Genomic DNA, 21,465 nt, shown 5'->3' with positions numbered 1-21,465 from the left:
CTATTTGTATAATATATATTTGAAATTATAGTATTTACTTTTTAATGAGATGTAAAATTAATAAAATGCCTTTATAAATTTTGATATTTTAAATAATAGTATTCATTTGTTTCCTCCGGTAGAAGCTCATCCACATTTCTAATTCGTTATATGCTTTTTCTATAGAATCGATTGTGTAGTTTATATTTATTTCCCTTTATAATATTTATAAAATAGGTAAATGTAATTTATTCACAAGTATATCCCAAGTATTTTGTAATGCATGTTTTGGGGGAACATAAATAATCGTCGCATCACGGCCGCGCGTTAGAAGCACACGATAGGCATTGAGTTTCATTTGGTATGGATTTTTTGCGCCTGATTTTGTGTGCTTACATTGCCATCGTCCGTTATGCCAGTATAAATCCTCATCCCAATGTACAATAGCTGTATCTAGCTCAAGCCCTTGTGTTTGAAATTCAGTTGCAGCATAGCGTAAATTTTTACAGTAATAATCGCTATTCTGATAATTAAAATAAGCTGTCGCAGGTTTTGGTAGTACATTACGTCCACCGAATGGAACTACTGGAACATGTTTTGAACGATCTGCACCAGAAGCACATAAGATTCCAAATGTTTTATGATCGCCTGTATATAATTTTCGGAGTTGATCTTTTGCACGCTGCAAGTCGTTAGTAACGAAAATGGGATAACGTTGTTGTTCAAATGGTTGTTTTAAAACGTGTGCCTTCGTAATATCACCATCTAGTAGTGCATTCACAAATTCATAATATTTGAGCGCAGCATGTGAACGTAATGAACAGTTTAAATGTAAGTGTTCATGTTGTTCATAATGTTCAGCATTACAGAATAAACGGTTTTCATGTTTCGCATGAACGGTAATACCTTGATTTTGAATCGCTGTATTCCACAAACTTAATCCGCTTTCCTCACCTAGATGGATTTCTTGTCCATCGCCAATTAATCCAATTACAACACTCCAAGGTTTATTCGCTCTAGCTATTTGAATAATAACATCAGGTTCGCTTAAATGGCCATTCATTTTTTGTGCATCCCAGGCGCGTTGAGCTTCATCGAAAATGATAATTTGCTCATGAGGCGTTTTATCGTGTTGCAAATAATCGCGCTTATAACCATAAAGTGATTGAACAAACGTTTTATTGTTGAGCGTATCTTGTAATACTTCAACTAATGGACCGTTGCCTGAGAGATAAACAGAATTTGGCGTTGCATGTGCGATTTTTAAGCCTAAAAAGGTTTTCCCGGCACCAGGTTCACCCGAAACTAATATAAGATGGTGCGTGTTTGTTTGCTGCGCTTCCTCAATAATAGATTGAATGGTGTTATATACATCATCAAAGTTGCTGCTATCAATTGCTTTAATGCGCGGCAAATCTTCATTGTTTAAAATGGAGCGTGCCGCCTCCAGCATAGAAGGGGAGGGTTGATATGTACCTTCTAAAAATTGATCGGCTGTAATTCTATTGTTCGGGATTTGTTTAATAAGCCCATTGATTAATTTATGGAGGCTATTTTGAGACGCTAAGTATACTTGGAACTCATTTTTGGGTAACAATGTATCACTTGTATGGTTTGTCAGTAATAAAACACCTGTTACCTTTAGCGAATGCTTCTGCACTATGGAATGATAATGTTCGATATCACGAACATAAAGGGAAGTTTGTAAATATTCTGCAGCACTAACGGCGTTATAGCTTTTACACTCAATGACAAGTACGTGGCCAGGAAGTAGCAAAAGTACATCTGGACGACGCCCGCTACCACGTAAAATTGTATATTCGAAAATGAGAGAGCCATCAAGATCATTGTAGTTGGGGAAAATTTGCTGCAGCTTTTCGAAGCAGTCTTTCCACGCTCTTTGTTGCGATTGAATTTTTTCTTGTTCATCATGCCATTGCTGTGAACTGAGTGAACCATATACATAAGAAGTTAATGTTTGAGTAAAGTCGTGTAAAGAAAGTTGTAGGAATTCTATGATTGTTCCTTTCCAACCGTAGTTCATAAGATCCCCTCCTATTATAAATTGATGAGATTGTTGGCTTTAAAGAAATAATGGTTGCTGAAAATATGCTGAGTCTATTTCATTATAATTAATATTTCTAGACTTTACAATTTTTTCATGTTATCTTAAAGGGATAATTTGAAACGTATGATGAAACAAAAAGGATGGTAAAATGAAACGTAAATTTATCGTAATGCAGAATGCTTCACACAAAGAAGAAATCGAAAATGGATATATGTGGTCTCCACAAAAAAATAAAGTGGGGAAGATTAATCACTCATACGAGCGTATGAAAGAAATTAAAGCAGGAGATATAATAATTAGTTGTTTCGGTAAAGCTATTCGAGCTTTTGGAATTGCTACTTCAGATTGCTATGAATCTATGCGCCCAACTGAGTTAAGTAAATTTGGACAATGGGATGAAACAGGTTATAAAGTTGATGTTCAATATACGATATTAGCTAATCCAATTATGGTTGATGATATTTGGAATGAAATGGCTGACTATCGTCCAGTTAAATACTCGGCTTTTCAAGAGAACGGAAAAGGGAATCAGGCATATCTGTTTGAATGTCCGGATGCATGGTATGAAATTTTTGTTCGAGAAGCGGGAATTGATACTCTAGAAGCAGAAGCAGAAGCAGAAGCAGAAGCAGAAGCAGAAGCAGAAGCAGAAGCAGAAGCAGAAGCAGAAGTTGATGGTGAAATTACAGAAGAATGTTACATGACCTCTACTTTTACGGCAGGCGAGCATAAGCTTTCTTCAAGGTTGAATCGTAAAGAAAAACGTAGCAGAGTCGTATCTCCTGAAGATATTCAACGTGACAATATCAATAGAAAAAACATAGGGGATATCGCGGAACAAAAAGTTTTTGAGTATGTAAAAAAGAAAGTATATGAGGTTTTTGGTGATGAATTTGCTGCGAAAGTAAAGCATGTGGCCAAAACAAAAGATGGCCTTGGTTATGATATAGAGGCGTTTGATTATCGCAACCCAACATTCCCACCTAAACCAGTCAAAATTGAAGTAAAAGGTACTACATCAATCGATAGAAATAGCACCTATTTTATTTCTTATCCTGAGTTAGAAAAATTCATTCTACACAAAGATGAATTGTGGGTCGTTCGAGTATTTGGGGTAACAAGGCAAAGTAACTTAGTGATGGAAATCGACGATGAATTTAGTCAATATAATAGCGCGGCCGAATTACTATTAAACAAGTATAACTATCTTCCTCAAATAATAGAGGTATTTGGTACAAAAACTGACTATGAAGGAGAATAATGATGGAATATAAAACTTCGAGTGAAATCCAGGGATTGTTAGGTATTTCCAGAACGACGTTACATCGATTAGAAAAAGAAGGTTTACCTTTCGAGAAGCTAGGACGTTCTAAACGATATGAATTGTCTACTGTTGAGTACTGGCTTAGCAGTAGACAGCACGGAATTGAAAGTCTAGTAGTGGGGAAGCATTATTCAAATGATGAAATAACTAAATATTTTAAAGTGGGCAATATGGGTGGAATGCGTCGCAGCCATACTACGAATGCCCTTGTCATTATTTCTGATCATACTAAAATGTACGACGATCGCTTTGAAGTGAATTCTGAAGGTGAAGAAATTATTCACTATACGGGCATGGGAAAGAAAGGGGACCAAGATTTAAACTTTGCTCAAAACAGAACCTTATATGAATCAAATAAAAATGGAATAAAAGTGTATTTATTCGAAAAGTTTTCGGACGAACTAGGTTTTGTATATAGGGGACAAGTGAGATTAATTGGTGAGCCGTACGAAGAACAGCAATACGGCGAAGATAATATCTTGAGAAAAGTATATATGTTCCCCTTAATGATATTAAATACAAATGTTGTCATCGAAGAAGAAGAAATTAGACAATCTATTGAAGACCAATTTGCGATAGCAGAAAAAGAAGCAAAATTTTTATCTTTAGAAGAATTGGCTGAAAAGTCGCGTCAAAAGCCTGCAAGAAGTAAAAGAAAGACATCTACTATATCTTATTTTAGAAATCCTTATGTAAGTGCCTATGTAAAGAAAAGAGCAAATGGTGTTTGCGAACTGTGTGAACAGCCTGCACATTTTAATGATAAAAATGGTAAACCATATTTAGAATGTCATCATATCGAATTTTTATCTCAAGGTGGCCCGGATACTATTGAAAACTGCGTTGCATTATGTGTTGTGTGTCATAAAAAAGCGCATATTGTAGATGATCCAAAAGATCGCCAAAAGATGATGGAGAAGGCTGGCTTTGATAATCCATTACAAGAAGTTTGGTGATAAAATATATGGACTGTGTATTTTGAAAATTAGAATATAAGCCCTTTATTGTATTCGAGAATATAGATTAGATTCAAAGATAAAAATTAAATTGAGGTATCTATTCCAGTGATAGCAAAATGGAATAGATACCTTTTTAACAGAAGCGCAAGATTATTATCTATCTAAAATATCTACGAAATTTTCAAATAATAATGTATACGCAGCTATGAGTTGGACTATAAATTTTTTTATAATTAAAGCTTCAGTAATGTCATCTACTTTCACGTTTGTCAAAACAGAGTTTTTACGTAACTCATGTATTTCTTTTAAGACTTTAGAATATGAGGACTCATGATTTAATTTTCGGACAACTACATAATCCCAAGAATTTGAATTAATATTTATTGTGTTCTTATAAAATTCAACATATGCATTATAAATTTCGTCAGTCGAGAAGAGATTTTCAGCTAAGTGACTATATAAAGCTTCGTAGCCCTGCATCGTTCGGAAGCTAGGGTCTTCTAAATGATAACCTCTAACTATCATAGTGTAACTTCCAGTTAGAGCGAAAGTTAAGTAACTGAACATATATTCTAATTCTTTTAAAGCATCATAGTTTAAGCCTTCTTTTTCGAAATCTTTAATTACGTTTGCCATTATAAGATATAAACGATCTTTAAAAACTTGTTCAGCTGTATCTACATTCTCAGCCATATTATAGCCATCTTTTGAAATGGTACGCCACATTTTACGAGTACCGATTAATGCATCTATTTTTGATTTTGTAAGATAAAGCTCGTTATTAAAATCATATGTAGATAATAATTTCTTTACTATTTCTAATGTGAATTTTTCAAATAATTTTTGGGTTTCCAAATCCTCTTTTATTAAATTTTGAACTTTTCGAATTACTTTTTCTTTATCAAGTTTATCTAAAAGTATTGATTTTAGTTGATCAGAAAACAATTTTAAGGGTATATCGTCCGTTAAAAATTCTTTAGTTATTTTCTTGTTTCGTGACAGTGAAGGGTACATTATTACGTTATTGTGTAATTTGAAAATTGATGATAGAGATATAAGGGTTTTGTCTTCTATGATATTATTAAAAATTTTTTCATAATCAACAATTGCTGACTTTAATTCTTCTTGTGCTTCATAATATTCAGCATCATCATCAATACGTGAACCATCACGATATAGATATACAACATCGGAGCCCACAAGTAAGTGTTTGATTTTCCTTAAAGAATCGATAAGTTCATTTTCATTTGCATCATCAAGAATTACAAAATATAAATCAACCGGAGGAATATTTACTAAAGAGTTTTCTCCAGATAAGCCGCGAGTGTCTATTAATCTTAAAAAGTTACATTTATCAGGTAAAACTTTTAATGCAAATGGACTAAACTCATCATAAACTGAAATTCCTAGAATTCCATATTTCGCATGAATTACATCAATCTTTCTGGATAATTCTTTTACATTGTCTTTTGTTAAATCGATATCTAAATGTTGATATTTTCCTTCACCCTCCTTATATCTGATAGTTACTTTTGGAGAAACTTTGTTGTCCTCTTTTCGCAAAGAATACTCAACTTTATAATCAGTAGTATCTTTCCCGCTTCTAGAAAAAACCATTTCTAATAATCCACAACTTTTAGCAAACATGCCTGCGAATTTACTTTTTCCAACTTTTGTTCTTCCTACTAAAGCAGCATTTACATACATTAAATCACCTCATAATTTTTTTTAGATAAAAGAAGTTGATTTGAAAACTATATAGCTCAATTTTACATTTAATTATAAAAATTACAATAAGTAGATATTTTGTGTTTTTGATATAAGTAAGGTGCCAGATACTCTCATTTTTAAGCGAAAAGCAGCATATGCAAAAGCAGAAATAAAAGATATGTTATATGGGTAGCCAGATTACTGTTTAGTAAATATAAGAAAACATAGCCGAAGTATTTCTTGAATTTGAGAAATACTATAGTTTTTATATTTTACAAACTGGCAGATGAAAGTAATCATGTTGAATTTAATTTTTTAATCGAGAGCTGATCGTACAAATTATATAATCAGCTCTAACTTTCTAACTCAAATCATAAGATTGCTCAATATAAACTTTAGCTTTTTCTAGTCCTTCATTATCGCTAATACGTACTTCCAAGTCACCAGTTCCGTAGTGCCCAATATTGGTAACGTCTCTTGTAAATCCAGGCTCTAGGGTAATAGTTGATGGATTTACTTTTAAGTAAAGTAAAATTACATTTGATTGCGGATGAATTTCAACACATGCGAAATTTTTAATGCGTTTGAACGCAATATAGTATTTTAATATCTTAACTTGCACATCGTCACCTAAAGCTAACATGAATGCTTTTAAATTTTCGTAGAGATCTGTTAAATTATCGTTCGCTTGTACTAAATAGTCGGAAACAGTTTTCCACTGCTTACCGTGAGTAGATTTTGGAACTTTGATAGGCGAATCATCCTCAATATAAGTCGTTTGTGCAGTCGTCGCATTCACTAAATCGAGCATTAAAAAGCCTTCTTCGTAATGCTTGTATTGGTAAAGCTCAATATTACGATTAATTTGCTGAACAGCATGCTCGTCATATTTAGTAAAACTACCAGCGATACATAATAGTCTCGGACTACTCCAATCTATATTTTCTGCAAAATCTTCCCCATATTGTCTTAAAGTCATCAATTCAAATTCAGCTTTATGGTCAAGCAACCAGTCTAAATAAAATAGCCCTTGGTTAATAACGTTTTCATTCATTGAACGTTTGTACTCGATGATAACAGGTGAATTATTTTCATCAATACCAAGTGTATCTATCCTTCCGCCATGACGCTTCCCTGTTGAGTATTCAGAAGCTAAAAAGCGGATACCTAGAAATGATTCGAGATGCTGCTCAATTAATTTTTGTAACGATTTTTCTAAAGCAACCGATTGCCCATGTAGTTCTTGAATTGTGTTACTATTTATTTTGAAAAATTTAATGTCTCCCATTACGAACTCCTTTAAATTTAATAGAAAAAAGTAAATGTTATTTGTTAAGTCGTACTTTCCAAAGGAAATCACCTTTTACGAGAATAAATGTATTTGAATAAGTTGCATGATATTCTTTATCGTTGGCATCAATAAATACAACTCTATACTCTAATTTTTTATCAGTAACGCCATCTTTATCAAATCCTAATGATATACACTGTGAGGACGAAAAGCCAAACTCGAAGTGATCTACGATTTCATCTTTAGAAGGCACCTTTAATTGATAATCCGCGCCTACAATATTCCCATCTGTACCATACAAACGATGAGAAGTAAGAGGTTGATTGTTTTCGTATATTTCTAAGCAGCCCCATGTAATAGTAATGGGCTTATTAGAATAATTACTAAGCTTACATCTTAATTGAGCACAGCCAGTTGATGGTTTAGTGGCATAAAGCGCTCCATCTAGAATCTTTAATTCAATTAAATCTGTCTCATACATTTTGTCTAGATCCACACGAGTTATAAAATCGTTTGTAGCCCCTCTCCGAATCCTTATAAATCCTTTTTCTAGTCCACTTTTATATTTCTTTTTCATTAGGTATGGTCTATTACTAGGTATGATCTCCAATACATGAAATTTTTTTTCGTTATAAATAACCGCATGTAATTTAACATTTAGAAGCGGGTCTATATTTTCAAAAATTAATTGTTCAATTGAAGATTGATCAATAAATGTTTCAATGCCAAATAGTTCTTTGCCAGTTTCTTTTTCTTTAACACCACAAATAATATATTTACTACCCTTTGCATGACTATTTGCGAAACTAATAAGATCTTTCAATAAATCAGCATAGTTATTTGGGTGATAAAAAGTCGCTTTGAAATCGAGTGTTTCACTTTCAGATAACGATAATAATTGCTTAAATTGTTCATTATTCAATACCTATCACATACCTTCTGATTTTTAGTTAGATATAATATGATTTTCCTCTATAATATTGAGTATAATAAAAATTAATAGTATATGTAAGTATCAGGTAATTAGGAGTGGTTAAATGATAACGGCAAATTTAGGGTTTGAAGAAAATCTTTGGCAAATGGCAGACAAATTACGTGGCTCGATGGATTCAGGGGAGTATAAAAACGTTGTATTAGGTTTACTGTTTTTAAAATATGTTTCCGATGCATTTGAGGAACTATATGAACAATTAAAAGCGGATGAATGGGCGGATGAGGAAGACCGCGACGAATACGCAGCAGAAAATATATTCTTCGTCCCAAAAGAAGCACGCTGGACATTCATTAAAGACAACGCAAAGAAGCCAGAGATTGGGCAGTTAATTGACCAAGCAATGATTGCGATTGAAAAAGAGAATGCTTCATTAACGGGGGTATTACCTAAAAATTTTGCGCGTCCAGAATTAGATAAAACACGCCTAGGTGAAACGATTGATTTATTCTCTTTCAGTGTAGGTCATAAGGAAAGCCGTTCGAAAGATATTTTAGGGCGAGTGTATGAATACTTCTTAACGAAATTCGCAGCATCAGAAGGTAAGAACGGTGGCGAGTTCTATACACCGGCGTCTGTTGTACGTTTAATTGTAGAGATGCTACAGCCTTACAAGGGACGTATTTATGACCCAGCGTGTGGCTCGGGAGGTATGTTTGTTCAAAGCGAGAAGTTTGTTGAGGAGCATCAAGGGAAACTTGGCGATATTTCTGTTTATGGTCAAGAATCAAATCCAACGACATGGAAGCTTTGTAAAATGAACCTAGCAATACGTGGGATTGACGGTAACTTAGGTTCACACAATGCAGATACATTCCATAATGACCTACATAAAGGTTTAAAAGCTGATTACATTATGGCAAATCCACCGTTCAATATTAAACAGTGGGGAGCAAATAGTTTAACAGATGATGTACGTTGGCAATACGGAATGCCACCAGAAGGTAATGCGAATTATGCATGGATTCAACATATAGTATCTAAGCTCGCACCGGCAGGAACAGCAGGCTTCGTATTAGCAAATGGCTCGATGTCATCAAACACGAATAATGAAGGCGAAATTCGTAAAAGCTTAATAGAAGCAGATTTAGTGGAGTGTATTGTTACATTACCGGGGCAACTGTTCTATTCAACACAAATTCCAGTTTGTATTTGGTTTATGTCTAAAGATAAATCAAAAACAGGCAAGCGTGACCGTAAAAATGAAATTCTATTTATTGATGCACGTAAGCTAGGCTTTATGGCTGATAGAACACATAAAGAATTCGCTACAGAGGATATTCAAAAAATTGTACATGCCTTCCATACATGGAGAGGAACAGCAGAAGGGGAATTTACTGATGAGCTAGGTTTCTGTAAAGCCGCAACACTTGAAGAAGTACGTAACAAAGATTATATTTTAACGCCGGGTCGTTATGTAGGATTAGAAGAAGTAGAAGATGATGGTGAACCATTTGAAGAAAAAATGACACGTTTAACAACAGAACTATCGGAGCAATTTGAGAAATCAAAAGAGCTAGAAGACCAAATTCGCCAAGCACTTGGGGGGATTGGGTATGGGTTATAAAATAAAAGATATTGCTGAATTAAATTCAAGTTCACTTAGTGATAAAGAAAAAATAGATGTTATTCAATATTTAGATACAGGAAATATAACTCGTGGTTTTATTGCTGAAATTGCTACATTGATTAAGGGTGCGGATAAAATTCCTAGTCGTGCTAAAAGAAAAGTTAAAGAAGGAGATATAATTTATTCAACTGTTAGACCTAATCAAGAGCATTTTGGTTTTATTGACAAGGATAGCGCGAATTTAATTGTCTCAACTGGATTTACTGTGATTTCTGTAAAAAAAGAGATTGTTAATCCATATTTTCTTTACTGTTATTTAACCCAAAAAAAAATTACTGAATATTTACAGGGGATAGCTGAAAATAGCACAACTACTTATCCTTCAATAAAAGCACAAGATATTGGAGATTTAGATATAGAGTTACCAAGTAGGGAAGTGCAAAATTTTATTGCGCAATTCATCTTGAATATTAACAACAAAATTTCATTGAATATTGATATAATAAATAATTTAGAAGAGACATCTAATTTATTGTTTAAAAACTGGTTCATCGACTTCGAATTCCCAAATGAACAAGGCTTACCATATCGTTCAAGTGGTGGGGGAATGGTTGAAAGTGAATTAGGAGAGGTTCCAATTGGATGGGAATCAGTCCATTTATCATCTATTTCTGAATTCTTAAGTGGTGGAACACCTAAAACAAAAGAAGAATCTTATTGGAATGGTGATATCCCGTTTTTTACGCCAAAAGATGTAGGGAGTTCATTATATTGTAGCGATACTGAAAAACACATTACAGAACTTGGTTTGAATAAATGTAACAGTAGATTATATCCTAAAAACACTATTTTTATTACAGCACGAGGAACTGTAGGGAAAATGGCATTAGCAAATCGTGATATGGCAATGAATCAATCTTGTTTTGCCCTTAAGCATAAACAAGATAAACAATTTTATTTACTTGGAGTTATATCGAAGTTATTGAGAGAAATTGTTCAAGGTGCAAATGGTGCCGTATTTAATGCAATTAATTTAGGGGATTTGAATTGTTTGAAAATAACTAAAGCTCCGGATTCTATTGTAATGAAGTACGAAGAAATAGTATTGCCGTTATTTGAAAAAATGAGTCAACTTGAGTTTGAAAATATTAAACTAACAAAGTTACGCGACACCCTACTCCCAAAACTCCTATCAGGTGAAATCGAAATCCCAGATGAAAGTGTGGTTGAGTCGTAAATGAGTGAATTTAAATATTTAGAATCAGATTTAGAGCAGGCAACACTTGAATGGCTAGCTGAGATGGATTATTCCATCTTGGCTGGACCTGATATTGCATCTGATGGTGATTATCCAGAACGAGAGAGCTACCAGGATGTTGTTCTAACAGAACGCTTACGTGAGGCGCTTATTCGTATTAATAAAGATGTACCTCATGAAGCGATTGATTTAGCGGTGCAGCGTATTGAGGCAAATGAATCGCCAGACATGGTTGTAAACAATCAAAAGTTTCATCAAATGGTGACGGATGGCGTAGATATTCAGCTGCAAGGCAAGGATGGCTACAATCCAACAGTTAAAGTATGGCTTTTTGATTTTGAAAATTTCAAAAATAATGATTTTGCAACTGTAAATCAGTTTACGGTCATTGAAGGAAATCAAAACAAACGTCCTGATGTGCTAGTTTTCGTGAACGGCTTACCTTTAGTTGTGATTGAACTTAAGAATGCTACAAATGAATCGACAGGCATTTCAGAAGGCTATAATCAGCTGCAAACCTACAAACAAACGATTCCAACATTGTTCCGCTACAATGCGTTTTTAGTGACGAGTGATGGTGTGAATGCACGTGTCGGTTCTCTAACTGCTAATGAAGAACGCTTTATGGCATGGCGTACCATTGATGGTACAGAACTAGCACCAACTAATTTATCTCAGCTAGATGTTTTGTTAAAAGGAATGCTGGACCCCCAGCGTATTTTAGATATTTTACGTAACTTTATTTTGTTCCAAACAGATGGAGAGCGTACATATAAAATTCTTGCTGCATATCACCAATATTATGCTGTGAATAAAGCAGTTGAGAAAGCAGAAATTGCTGTCAATGGTGACCATCGAATTGGCGTTGTCTGGCATACGCAAGGTTCAGGAAAAAGCCTTTCAATGGTGTTCTATGCAGCGAAGTTAATTCAAGCCATGAACAACCCGACAATCATTGTATTAACGGACCGAAATGATTTAGATGACCAATTATATACAACATTCACAATGTCTCGCGCTATTCTGCGTCAAACACCTTCGCAAGCTGAGGGGCGAGATGATTTACGTAAATTACTTTCTGTAGAAGCTGGTGGTGTGATTTTCACAACGCTACAAAAATTCGCACCAGATGAAGAGACAGGTATCATGCCATGCTTAACGGGCCGTTCGAATGTCATCGTAATGGCAGACGAAGCTCACCGTTCCCAGTATGGTTTCGATGCGAAAGTAAGCAAGAAGGATGCAGAAACGAAATACGGCTATGCGAAGTACGTTCGAGATGCGTTGCCAAATGCTTCATTTGTTGGCTTCACAGGTACGCCAGTAGAAGCGTCAGATAAAAATACGCCGGCAGTTTTCGGTGATTACATTGATATTTATGATATGACACAAGCTGTAGAAGATGGAGCAACGGTAAAAATCTTCTATGAAAGTCGCATTATCCCACTAGAGCTACCAGAGGGACTTAACATAGATGGTGAATATGAAGAAATCACTGAGGACCAAGAGCAAAATTTAAAGGAAAGCTTGAAGTCGAAATGGTCTCGCTTAGAAGCTGTAGCAGGTGCAAATTCACGTGTGAAACGACTTGCGGCAGATATTGTAAAGCACTACGAGGAACGTCAGGAAGCAGTATTTGGTAAGTCTATGGCTGTTGTCATGTCTCGCCGTATTGCAATTGATTTATATAAAGAAATTGTAGCGCTTCGTCCAGAGTGGCATTCAGATGCTGACGATAAAGGAGTTATTAAAATTGTTATGACCGGTTCTTCAAGTGATCCAGCCGAATGGCAGCCGTTCATCGGGAACAAGCGTCGTCGTGAATACTTAGCCAAGCGTATGAAGGATAATAATGACCCACTTCAAATTGTTATTGTCCGTGATATGTGGCTAACAGGCTTTGATGTGCCTGCTATGAACACAATGTATATTGATAAGCCGATGAAGGGGCATAACTTAATGCAAGCAATCGCTCGAGTAAACCGCGTTTTCCGTGATAAACCAGGTGGATTAATCGTTGATTATATTGGCATTGCAGAAAGCTTGAAAGAGGCACTTCATCAGTATACAGAGAGCGATAAACGTACCGCTGGTATAGATACGAACGTCGCGGTAGATATTATGTTAGAGAAGCACGAAATCATTACAGAAATGCTATACGAGCACGATTATAGTAACTTCAAATCGGAAAAATCAACAGAACGTATGACTGCGATTATTGCAACAATGGATTTCATTCTTGGTCTTGGTGACGATGAAAAACGTCGCTTCTTAAATACAGTGACTGAGTTAGCGAAAGCATTTGCCTTATGTGCTACAACGGAAGAAGCGCAGGAACTGAACGCTGAGATTGGTTTCTTTAAGGCTGTAAAGGCGAGCCTAATGAAAAGTATTGTGGATGGCAGCAAACGTAGAACACCAGCACAGATGGAAGCACAGCTAAATCAATTGATTTCGAAATCGGTTATTTCAGAAGAAATCGTGGATATTTATAAAACATTGGGTATTGAGAACCCTGATATTTCAATTCTTTCGGACAAGTTCCTAGAGGATGTGAAAGCAATGCCACATAAGAACCTTGCTGTCGAGCTACTAAATCGTTTGCTAAATGGTAAGGTAAAGGCTGTTCAACGAACAAATCTTATTCAAGCTCGTAAGTTCTCGGAGATGCTGGAGAATGCTCTAAACAAATACAACAAACGTGCAATAGAGACATCGAAGGTTATTGAAGAACTGATTGAATTAGCAAAAGAAATGGATGCCGCGCATAAACGTGGTGAAGCGGCTGGTTTATTTAAAGAGGAAGTTGCTTTCTATGATGCCTTAGCGTCGCATGAAACAGCAGAGCAGGTTCTTGGTGATGAGACACTTAAACTGATTGCACACGAGCTTACGAAATCGATTAAAGAAAACATGTCGATTGATTGGAACCTTCGTGAATCTGCACGTGCAAAAATGCGTGTTACTGTTAAAAGGCTGTTAAAGAAATACGGATATCCGCCTGATGTACAAAAAGAAGCTGTTGATACAGTTATTAAGCAGGCAGAACTAATGGCACAAAATAATGGAAATAGGTGAGGATATTGAAAACTTATATTATCTTTGATACCAATATATTATTTAATAGATTTTATGAAGATTTTTCTCGGTTTACAATAAATTCTTTTTATGATGAAATTCAAGGCAAAATAGAGAGACAGGATGTAATTGATAGATTTGAACTCTTAATTCCGGAAATTACTATTAAGGAACTTTTTAAACAACAAATATCTGCATTTAATGAAGATCTTGAGCAAATAATTAATTCGAAATCCAAATTTGATAATATTTATGAAATAGATATTAATATAGATGAAACATTGGATTATGAAATTTATTTAAACGAAAAACAAGATCAATATATTGCTAGTAAGGGAATACAGTTGATCGCTACATGTAGTGATAATCAATTTTCTAATATAGTGGATAGAGCGTTAAATAAAAAAGCTCCGTTTGAAGGAAAAGATAAAAAATCTGATAAAGGCTTTAAAGATGTTCTAATATGGGAATCCATATTAGAACATGCCGAAAATAATGATGGGGAATATATTTTTTTTACTGCAGATAAAGGGTTTAAAGATGAATTAGCTGATGAGTTTGAAGTAAGGACTGGAAAGAAGATTGAAATATTTGGAAGGGACGATAGAAATAAATTAGATAGATTGATCGAAAAATATTCGGACGAAAAGAACTTGAGAGACCTATTTGACTTTATACAGAGCTCTATTTCAGAAGTAGTTGATGTTTTAATTGATGATTTAAACTATTGTTTAAAAAAAGATTTTATAAAAATAAATGGTATGAAATGTAAGGTTAATGGTTTAAGTCTAGAAGATAAAATAGTTGACTTAAATGAAATTGGAGATACAACATACAAATTTGGTATAAAAGGCATTTTAGATGCTGGTAAAAAAGGTATTTCATACGATTTGAAGATCTCAATGTACTTCGTTGTTGAGATAGTTGATTTGAAAAATTTACATATTGAAAAAATTGTTCTAGATAGTATTGAAGCCCTTACATTTGATGATGATGCAGTCAGTATAGAAAAAATTAAGTATTCTTTCTTAATAAAGGAAGAAGAGGTAGAGGAAGAAGAAGAAGAAGAAGAGGGAGCGGCAGAAGAGGAAGCAAAACATAACTCAATTGAAATACCTATAGATGAAATAAAAATAGAATTAAAAAGGTCTTTCTTAGGAACGCATTATGAAAATGATGAAAATATGTTAAATGAGTTATGTAGAGTTATAGTTGAAAATTACACTCTTGATTGGTATAAATTCGACAGCAAGAAAGCTAAATTAAGGCTAGCAATAAAAAAGTTTCTTAAATTGAAAAAAATCACAGGAGATGAGATGGAGTTAATTCAAAGTACTTTTGAAATATTTATAGGGAATTTTCATGTGAGCTATCAGGAATGAATGTAGTCAAAACCATAGTCAATAAAATGACTTACCCCCGCAGCCATTGATTTAACAACATTTTGAGACGGTTGGTTCGACTCCCGCCGTCTCTATACATCAAAGTGAGCAATAATTGGTGGTAAAGATAAAGCATTGTCATCTGAAAAGAGGATACAGATATTTTAAATACATTTGTCAAAGTTATTTACTAAGCTTTTACTGAATTTAAAGTTAAGCAGTACACCAATATAGGAAAAAGGTTTACATCAGCAAAATAAGGTATACTATATTTGTTGAATAGATTTCTTTAAAGGCAGGAAAAGTAGGTGAACCAAAGTGGGGAAATATCAATTAGATACTAAAGGTAAGGTGGCTGTGGCCAAGTATCATGAAAAACACAAGCCAGCCCAATTTGATAAAAAGCAGCAACTTGAGAAAATACGTGCGGCGTATTTAAAAAAGAAGCAAGAACAAACAGATCAATAATTTGAATGAAAACATAGGAAGACTAAAATCTCCCTATGTTTTTCTTTAAAATAAAATTGTGGTATATTTTATTATTCTCCTAAATGGCAGATTCGATGACAGAAAACTTATTATCAGATATCCATTCCTCTTAACATTTCATGTACCGTACCACCCTAGAATTTTTATTTGTTCATACTCCGTGCATTTGTTGTCATAGGGAACACACTCTCTTTTGAAAAACAAATGAAATCGTTGAGAGTTACAGAGAATTTATCCATTTCATTTTCATTTTTTTGAACGCTTTTATGACAAGGTCGGAAATGTCACCGATTCTATCAAGAACTTTTGAATTAGTGTTCTTTCTTCAGTTCAACTTAAGCTAATTTTGGCCTCTCAAAGTATTTATTGTGGAGCATAATGCAACAATTCCAAAAAAATACGATTCGCGGGATTCAGCCTAAGAAGATGTGAATGTCATCACTATAATGTTTAAGGGTGTGCTAAAAGTCGAGAAACTTTCAGCACACCCTTTTGAATTTAATTGAACAGAGGAAAATGAAGAGTATTATACCTCCGTATTTTTCTATCCATCATTTAAAAATATAGTATAGTTATTGTAAAAACCGAAATGATCGAGGGGACTGGAATAGATGAACTTACTAGAAGTTGGAGTAAAAATAAAGCAGATGCGGAAGAAAAATAAAATGTCTCAGGATGATTTAGCTTCGCAGATTAATTTAACGAAAAGTCATATTTCAAAAATAGAAAATGGCAAAGCGACACCGAGTCTGGTGACATTGTCCAAGATTGCGGAAATATTTGATGTGCCAATGGCTTGGTTTGTTATTCAGGATCAATTTGATGGCATTTCGATTGTTTCGAAAAAAGAACGCAATGAGACTGTTGAGACGAATGAACTTGGCTATCAATATGAGCTGTTAGCGAATAAGAGCTATATGAGCAATATCAATCCTTCTATTGTTACTGTACATAATGGGGCGGAAAATTTAGCTCCTTATACACACGATAATGATGAATTTATTTATGTCATTTCTGGTAGTATCGTCTTGAAATACGATCATAAATTTTACCATTTAGAAGAGGGGGACTCTGCGTATTTTTCTGGGAAAAAGGAACATATCTTTATTAATAATTCTGCAGAAAACTCAAAGGTATTAACGATTTATGTTGAGGATTAAATCTTTCTTTTAAACGTAAATATTATCGAAAATACAAATTTCTTGTTTACAATACTATTCAGACAATTTACAATTGGTGTAATGTTATTCAACTAAGTTGAATTATATTACACTTTTTTAATTTTGGGGGTATGGGGATGACTTCACGTATTAAGGGATTTTATTTACTTTCAGTAGAAGAGCGAATTAAGTTAATCGCTGAAAAATCAAATTTAACCAACGAGGAAGTTGAAGCTTTAAAAAGTGGAATTTCATTAGAGCTTGCTGATGCAATGGTTGAAAATGTTATTGGACATATTTCAGTGCCTCTAGGGGTAGCGGCCAACTTTAAGGTGAATGGCAAAGAGGTATTTATTCCGATGGCTACTGAAGAGCCGTCAGTAATTGCTGCGGCTAGTAATGCTGCCCGTGCAGCATATGAGTTAGGGGGTATTTTTACTTCCAGCTCGGGAACAGTTATGCGCGGACAGATTCAGGTATTAAATATTGAGGACCCTCATGCAGCGAGGGCGAAAATTTTTGAACATAAAAATGAGATCATCGAGCATTGTAATGAAAAGGATCCAACGTTAGTCAAGTTAGGCGGTGGAGTGAAGGATATAGAAGTGCACTTAATCGACACAGCAAAAGAAACAATGGTTGTCGTTCATTTAATCGTAGATACGAAGGATGCAATGGGGGCAAACGCAGTCAATACGATGGCGGAATCTGTGTCACCATTAATCGAACGTATTACAAATGGACGAGTTGTGCTACGGATTATTTCAAATTTAGCAGATAAGCGTATTGTTCGTGCGCGTGGAGAATTCTCGACAGAAATGCTCGGGGGGATAGAGATTGCGAAAAATATTGTAAGTGCTTACGAATTTGCAGATGCTGATCCGTATCGGGCTGCCACACATAATAAAGGGGTTATGAATGGTATTACTGCTGCAGTATTAGCATCGGGTAATGATACACGTGCTGTTGAGGCTGGTGCTCATGCCTATGCTGCTCGTTCTGGTAGATATCGTTCTTTAACAACGTGGGAGCTGAATAAAGCAGGCAATCTTGTTGGGACGTTGGAATTGCCATTAGCTGTTGGTATTGTGGGAGGGGCTACGAAGACTCATCCTGTTGCAAAAGCAGCGCTAAAAATTATGGATGTGCAATCTGCAGAGGAGCTAGCTAGCTACATTGTAGCAGTAGGATTAGTAGAAAATCTAGCAAGCTTACGCGCACTTTCAGCAGAGGGTATTCAATCTGGTCATATGCGTCTGCATGCGAAAAACTTGGCTGTAATGGCTGGGGCAACAGGCGATATTATTGATCGTGTTGTGCAGCAGGCGGTAGAAGAGAAGGATTTCCGTTATGATCGTGTTTTAGAGATTACAAACTCTCTGCGAGGTGAATAATACATGGCGAATACTCCATACAATGAGCAAAAAAATGTAGAGGAAAAGAAGTTTATTGAAATTTTAGGAGACACGGTTTCTGGCAATCAGTTAATTATTTCAATTATTTTAAGCGTTGCCGCAAGCTTTTTAGGCTATCAGTTTGGTCAGTGGGTTTTTCCGAAGTTTGTAGACCCTCAGATGATTAACTCTTATTCACTGTTAACAGGAATCACGGGTATTCTGATTGTTGTTGCTATTAATACGATTCTTTTTAAACCAAAGCGTATTTTAGTAGAAGATGAAGCATCTAGTCATTCTTTAAAGGAAGCATTTGAGGATTTACAAATTGATATAGACGAGGAAATACGCTTAATCGAGGAAGATCCGGTGACAAAAAAAGAGCTTGAGGATTTTGGCATTCTTTCTAGCTTACAAGGCTTGAAAGGAGCGGATAAAAAATGAGTATTTATTTAATAGCTCTTTTATTTGCACTTCTTGGTGCAGCAATCTTTACTATAATTGGACTTATTTCAGGTACAGATGAAACAGCAATTATGGTACCAATTACATTGTTAGTTATTTTGCTGGGAGCGCCTCCTGAAGGGGTATTCGCCTTTTTCATGGCGGGCGTGTTAGCTAAGCATTTAACACATGCTGTCCCAACTGCGTTATTAGGCATTCCAGGGGATACAACGGCTGTACCGTTAATCGATCATGCCAATACATTACGCCGTTTAGGCATGCCGCACGTTGCACTACGTAAAATGATTTCTGGCGGTGTTATCGGTGCATTTATCGCCCTACCAACCGCTGTATTGTTAGGTCAGTTTTTAGGTCAATTTGCCGACTTTTTTAAATCTTCATCAGGCATCATTTTTACACTTGCCGCAATTTTAATCGCATTCTTTTCAAAAGGAAAATGGGCAAGTATTTTAATCATTGTTCCATTTGCATTTTTCATTAAAGCTTTAGATAGCGTTAGCTTTGCGATGCTGGATAAACATTTAAGTATTACATTCTTTTTAGGAATTGCGATTGGACCGATGTTTTGTAATATTTTAATGGCGGCTTCTTCTGTTGCTAAAAATGATCTAGCACGCAGTAAGCCAAATCAATATAATCTTGCTCCCGAAACGAAATCATGGAAAGGCTATTTCCCGAATCCATTTAAAATTTTATCGAAAAGGCAGACCATTTTTACGAGTATTACAACGTTTCTTTCCTCCCTTACATTTGTCTTCAGTCCTGTTGGGATGACGTCATTGATGGGAGAAATTGTAGGCTCTCGTACAAAAGGTGCCTATAAAAAATCAACAACGAGTCTTACTGTTATGAATGGTGTAACGGAATCGACATATATTGCTGAAGCGATTATTCCATTAATTGCATTCGGTATTCCGTTAAGTCCAGTAGCACTTGGACCAGCATCACCTTTATTTAATGCACCACCGATTTTTACAGTAGATCCAGTTAACAACTTACACACGCTAATGTCTTCATGGGACTTTTTCATTTTTGGGTTAATCGGTATTAGTGTAGCCGCTTTAATTGCTTATCCATTTGCGATGAATTATGCACGTAAAGCATCTGTATTAGTATTGAAATATATTAGCCAGGAAGCAATCGTAGCGATGTTCATCGGTTTAGCATTTTTGCTTGCCTATAACGAGGCACAATTGCTAGGAGTAGTGTTAACATTTACAGTCGCAACTGTTGGTGGTTTATTAAATCGTATTTTAGGTGTAGGGGCCGGTGTGCAATTCATGGTATTCTACGCATCAAGCTGGATTATGCTACAGCTGTTCGGCATTTAATTAAAGGAAGTGTATCTTTATGACTTTACCAAAACAAGTGGAAATAAGAGAAGTTGGTCCTCGTGACGGCTTACAAAATGAGAAAATTTTTATTCCAACTGATTTGAAAGTGCAATGGATTAATTTAATAAGTGAAACAGGTGTCCGTCATATCGAAGTATCCTCTTTTGTTAGTCCCAAGTGGATACCAGCTTTAGCCGATCATCATGAAGTGTTTGAGCAAATCGCACGTGATGAAAAAATAACGTATGCAGCGCTTGTGCCTAATTTGAAAGGGGTAGAAGGAGCCATTCAACAAAAGGTTGATGAAATTGCGTTATTTATCTCCGCCTCTGAGGAGCATAATCAAAGTAATGTAAACGCTTCAATTAACCAATCTTTACAGAACTTAAAAGCTGTAGCTGAAGCAGCAAATCGTGAAGGTATATCGTTAAGAGGCTATATTTCAACTGTATTTGGCAGTCCGTTTGGTGATGAAGTAAAGCTTCAAACAGTGAAGGATATCATTGATGCCTATCTAGCAATGGGCGTTTCTGAAATTTCACTAGGTGATACAATTGGGGTAGCGGATCCTGTACAAGTAAAGGCTATTTTATCAGAGCTACTCACTCAATACGATAGTGATTTGTTTGCCCTTCATTTTCATGATACGTATGGCCGTGCTTTAGCCAATATCTTTGCAGCACTTGAGCTGGGGATTACAAAATACGACAGTGCTATTGGAGGTTTAGGGGGTTGCCCCTATGCCCCTGGTGCAAGCGGCAATGTGTCAACGAATGATTTAGTTAATTTCCTGCATCGTTTAGGCGTCCAAACGAATATTGATGAAGAAAAACTATTTACCGCCACACGATTTTTACAGCAGGGAATAAATAGACAGCTTGATAGTAAAGTGTATAAAGTGCAAAGTAATTAAGTAAAAGAGCACCTCTATAGTTAGAATTAAAATTAGAAATGTCCCACCCAATTGGTGGGACATTTTTTACTGAGGGAAAATAGTTTTATGCCAATTAATC

The 21,465-nt window shown here is 35.3% G+C and carries 16 protein-coding genes; 12 read left to right on the top strand and 4 right to left on the bottom strand.

What is annotated here, in order from left to right; all coding sequences use genetic code 11:
• Positions 1-205: 205 nt before the first annotated feature.
• A complete protein-coding gene (locus tag B3D98_RS00965) occupies positions 206-2,023 on the bottom strand; it encodes a DNA/RNA helicase domain-containing protein (RefSeq protein WP_288579768.1) in 1,818 nt (605 codons plus the stop codon).
• Between the two features lie 172 nt (positions 2,024-2,195).
• On the opposite strand from B3D98_RS00965, the gene B3D98_RS00960 reads away from it, so the two are divergent.
• Both B3D98_RS00960 and B3D98_RS00955 read left to right on the top strand, forming a co-directional pair.
• On the top strand, positions 2,196-3,308 hold the full coding sequence (locus tag B3D98_RS00960) for a protein NO VEIN domain-containing protein (RefSeq protein ID WP_288579767.1): 1,113 nt from the start codon (positions 2,196-2,198) through the stop codon (positions 3,306-3,308).
• Between the two features lie 2 nt (positions 3,309-3,310).
• Entirely contained in the window at positions 3,311-4,327 is a 1,017-nt protein-coding gene (locus B3D98_RS00955; protein ID WP_288579766.1) for an HNH endonuclease, read from the top strand.
• Between the two features lie 156 nt (positions 4,328-4,483).
• Here the strand turns inward: B3D98_RS00955 and B3D98_RS00950 are convergent, their stop codons facing one another.
• The 3 genes from B3D98_RS00950 to B3D98_RS00940 all read right to left on the bottom strand — a co-directional run bounded on the left by B3D98_RS00950 (position 4,484) and on the right by B3D98_RS00940 (position 8,253).
• Positions 4,484-6,037 carry a hypothetical protein gene (locus B3D98_RS00950; RefSeq protein ID WP_288579765.1) on the bottom strand — a complete coding sequence of 518 codons (1,554 nt, stop codon included), beginning with the start codon at positions 6,035-6,037 and terminating at the stop codon, positions 4,484-4,486.
• A gap of 364 nt (positions 6,038-6,401) precedes the next feature.
• Complete coding sequence (locus B3D98_RS00945; RefSeq protein ID WP_288579764.1) at positions 6,402-7,328, bottom strand: DUF5655 domain-containing protein; 927 nt, start codon at positions 7,326-7,328, stop codon at positions 6,402-6,404.
• 37 nt (positions 7,329-7,365) lie between these two features.
• Complete coding sequence (locus tag B3D98_RS00940) at positions 7,366-8,253, bottom strand: helix-turn-helix domain-containing protein (RefSeq protein ID WP_288579763.1); 888 nt, start codon at positions 8,251-8,253, stop codon at positions 7,366-7,368.
• A gap of 115 nt (positions 8,254-8,368) precedes the next feature.
• On the opposite strand from B3D98_RS00940, the gene B3D98_RS00935 reads away from it, so the two are divergent.
• From B3D98_RS00935 to B3D98_RS00890, 10 genes are all read left to right on the top strand, one after another.
• Positions 8,369-9,889 (top strand): type I restriction-modification system subunit M, encoded by a 1,521-nt coding sequence (locus B3D98_RS00935; protein ID WP_288579762.1) that lies wholly within the window; start codon positions 8,369-8,371, stop codon positions 9,887-9,889.
• Positions 9,879-11,129, top strand: a complete 1,251-nt coding sequence (locus B3D98_RS00930) for a restriction endonuclease subunit S (protein WP_288579761.1) — start codon at positions 9,879-9,881, stop codon at positions 11,127-11,129. Before B3D98_RS00935 ends, B3D98_RS00930 begins: the two co-directional genes overlap by 11 nt.
• A complete protein-coding gene (locus B3D98_RS00925; protein WP_288579760.1) occupies positions 11,130-14,228 on the top strand; it encodes a type I restriction endonuclease subunit R in 3,099 nt (1,032 codons plus the stop codon).
• Positions 14,229-14,233: 5 nt separating this feature from the next.
• Positions 14,234-15,610, top strand: a complete 1,377-nt coding sequence (locus B3D98_RS00920) for a PIN domain-containing protein (protein WP_288579759.1) — start codon at positions 14,234-14,236, stop codon at positions 15,608-15,610.
• A 318-nt stretch (positions 15,611-15,928) separates the two neighbouring features.
• Positions 15,929-16,078: a hypothetical protein gene (locus B3D98_RS00915; protein WP_054549503.1), complete on the top strand. Its 150-nt coding sequence runs from the start codon at positions 15,929-15,931 to the stop codon at positions 16,076-16,078.
• A gap of 632 nt (positions 16,079-16,710) precedes the next feature.
• On the top strand, positions 16,711-17,259 hold the full coding sequence (locus B3D98_RS00910; protein ID WP_066037146.1) for a helix-turn-helix domain-containing protein: 549 nt from the start codon (positions 16,711-16,713) through the stop codon (positions 17,257-17,259).
• A 137-nt stretch (positions 17,260-17,396) separates the two neighbouring features.
• A complete protein-coding gene (locus tag B3D98_RS00905) occupies positions 17,397-18,653 on the top strand; it encodes a hydroxymethylglutaryl-CoA reductase, degradative (RefSeq protein WP_288579758.1) in 1,257 nt (418 codons plus the stop codon).
• Between the two features lie 3 nt (positions 18,654-18,656).
• Entirely contained in the window at positions 18,657-19,097 is a 441-nt protein-coding gene (locus B3D98_RS00900; RefSeq protein ID WP_288579757.1) for a hypothetical protein, read from the top strand.
• Entirely contained in the window at positions 19,094-20,449 is a 1,356-nt protein-coding gene (locus tag B3D98_RS00895) for a tripartite tricarboxylate transporter permease (protein WP_257961982.1), read from the top strand. The genes B3D98_RS00900 and B3D98_RS00895 overlap by 4 nt, the downstream gene beginning before the upstream one ends.
• 19 nt (positions 20,450-20,468) lie before the next feature.
• Complete coding sequence (locus B3D98_RS00890; RefSeq protein WP_288579756.1) at positions 20,469-21,365, top strand: hydroxymethylglutaryl-CoA lyase; 897 nt, start codon at positions 20,469-20,471, stop codon at positions 21,363-21,365.
• Positions 21,366-21,465: the final 100 nt, after the last annotated feature.

The sequence above is a fragment of the Lysinibacillus sp. UBA5994 genome, assembly GCF_002429725.1.
Taxonomy (GTDB): Bacteria; Bacillota; Bacilli; order Bacillales_A; family Planococcaceae; genus Lysinibacillus; species Lysinibacillus capsici.
The sequence above is the reverse complement of the archived record's forward strand: the minus strand, read 5'-3'. Positions and strand labels throughout refer to the sequence as shown.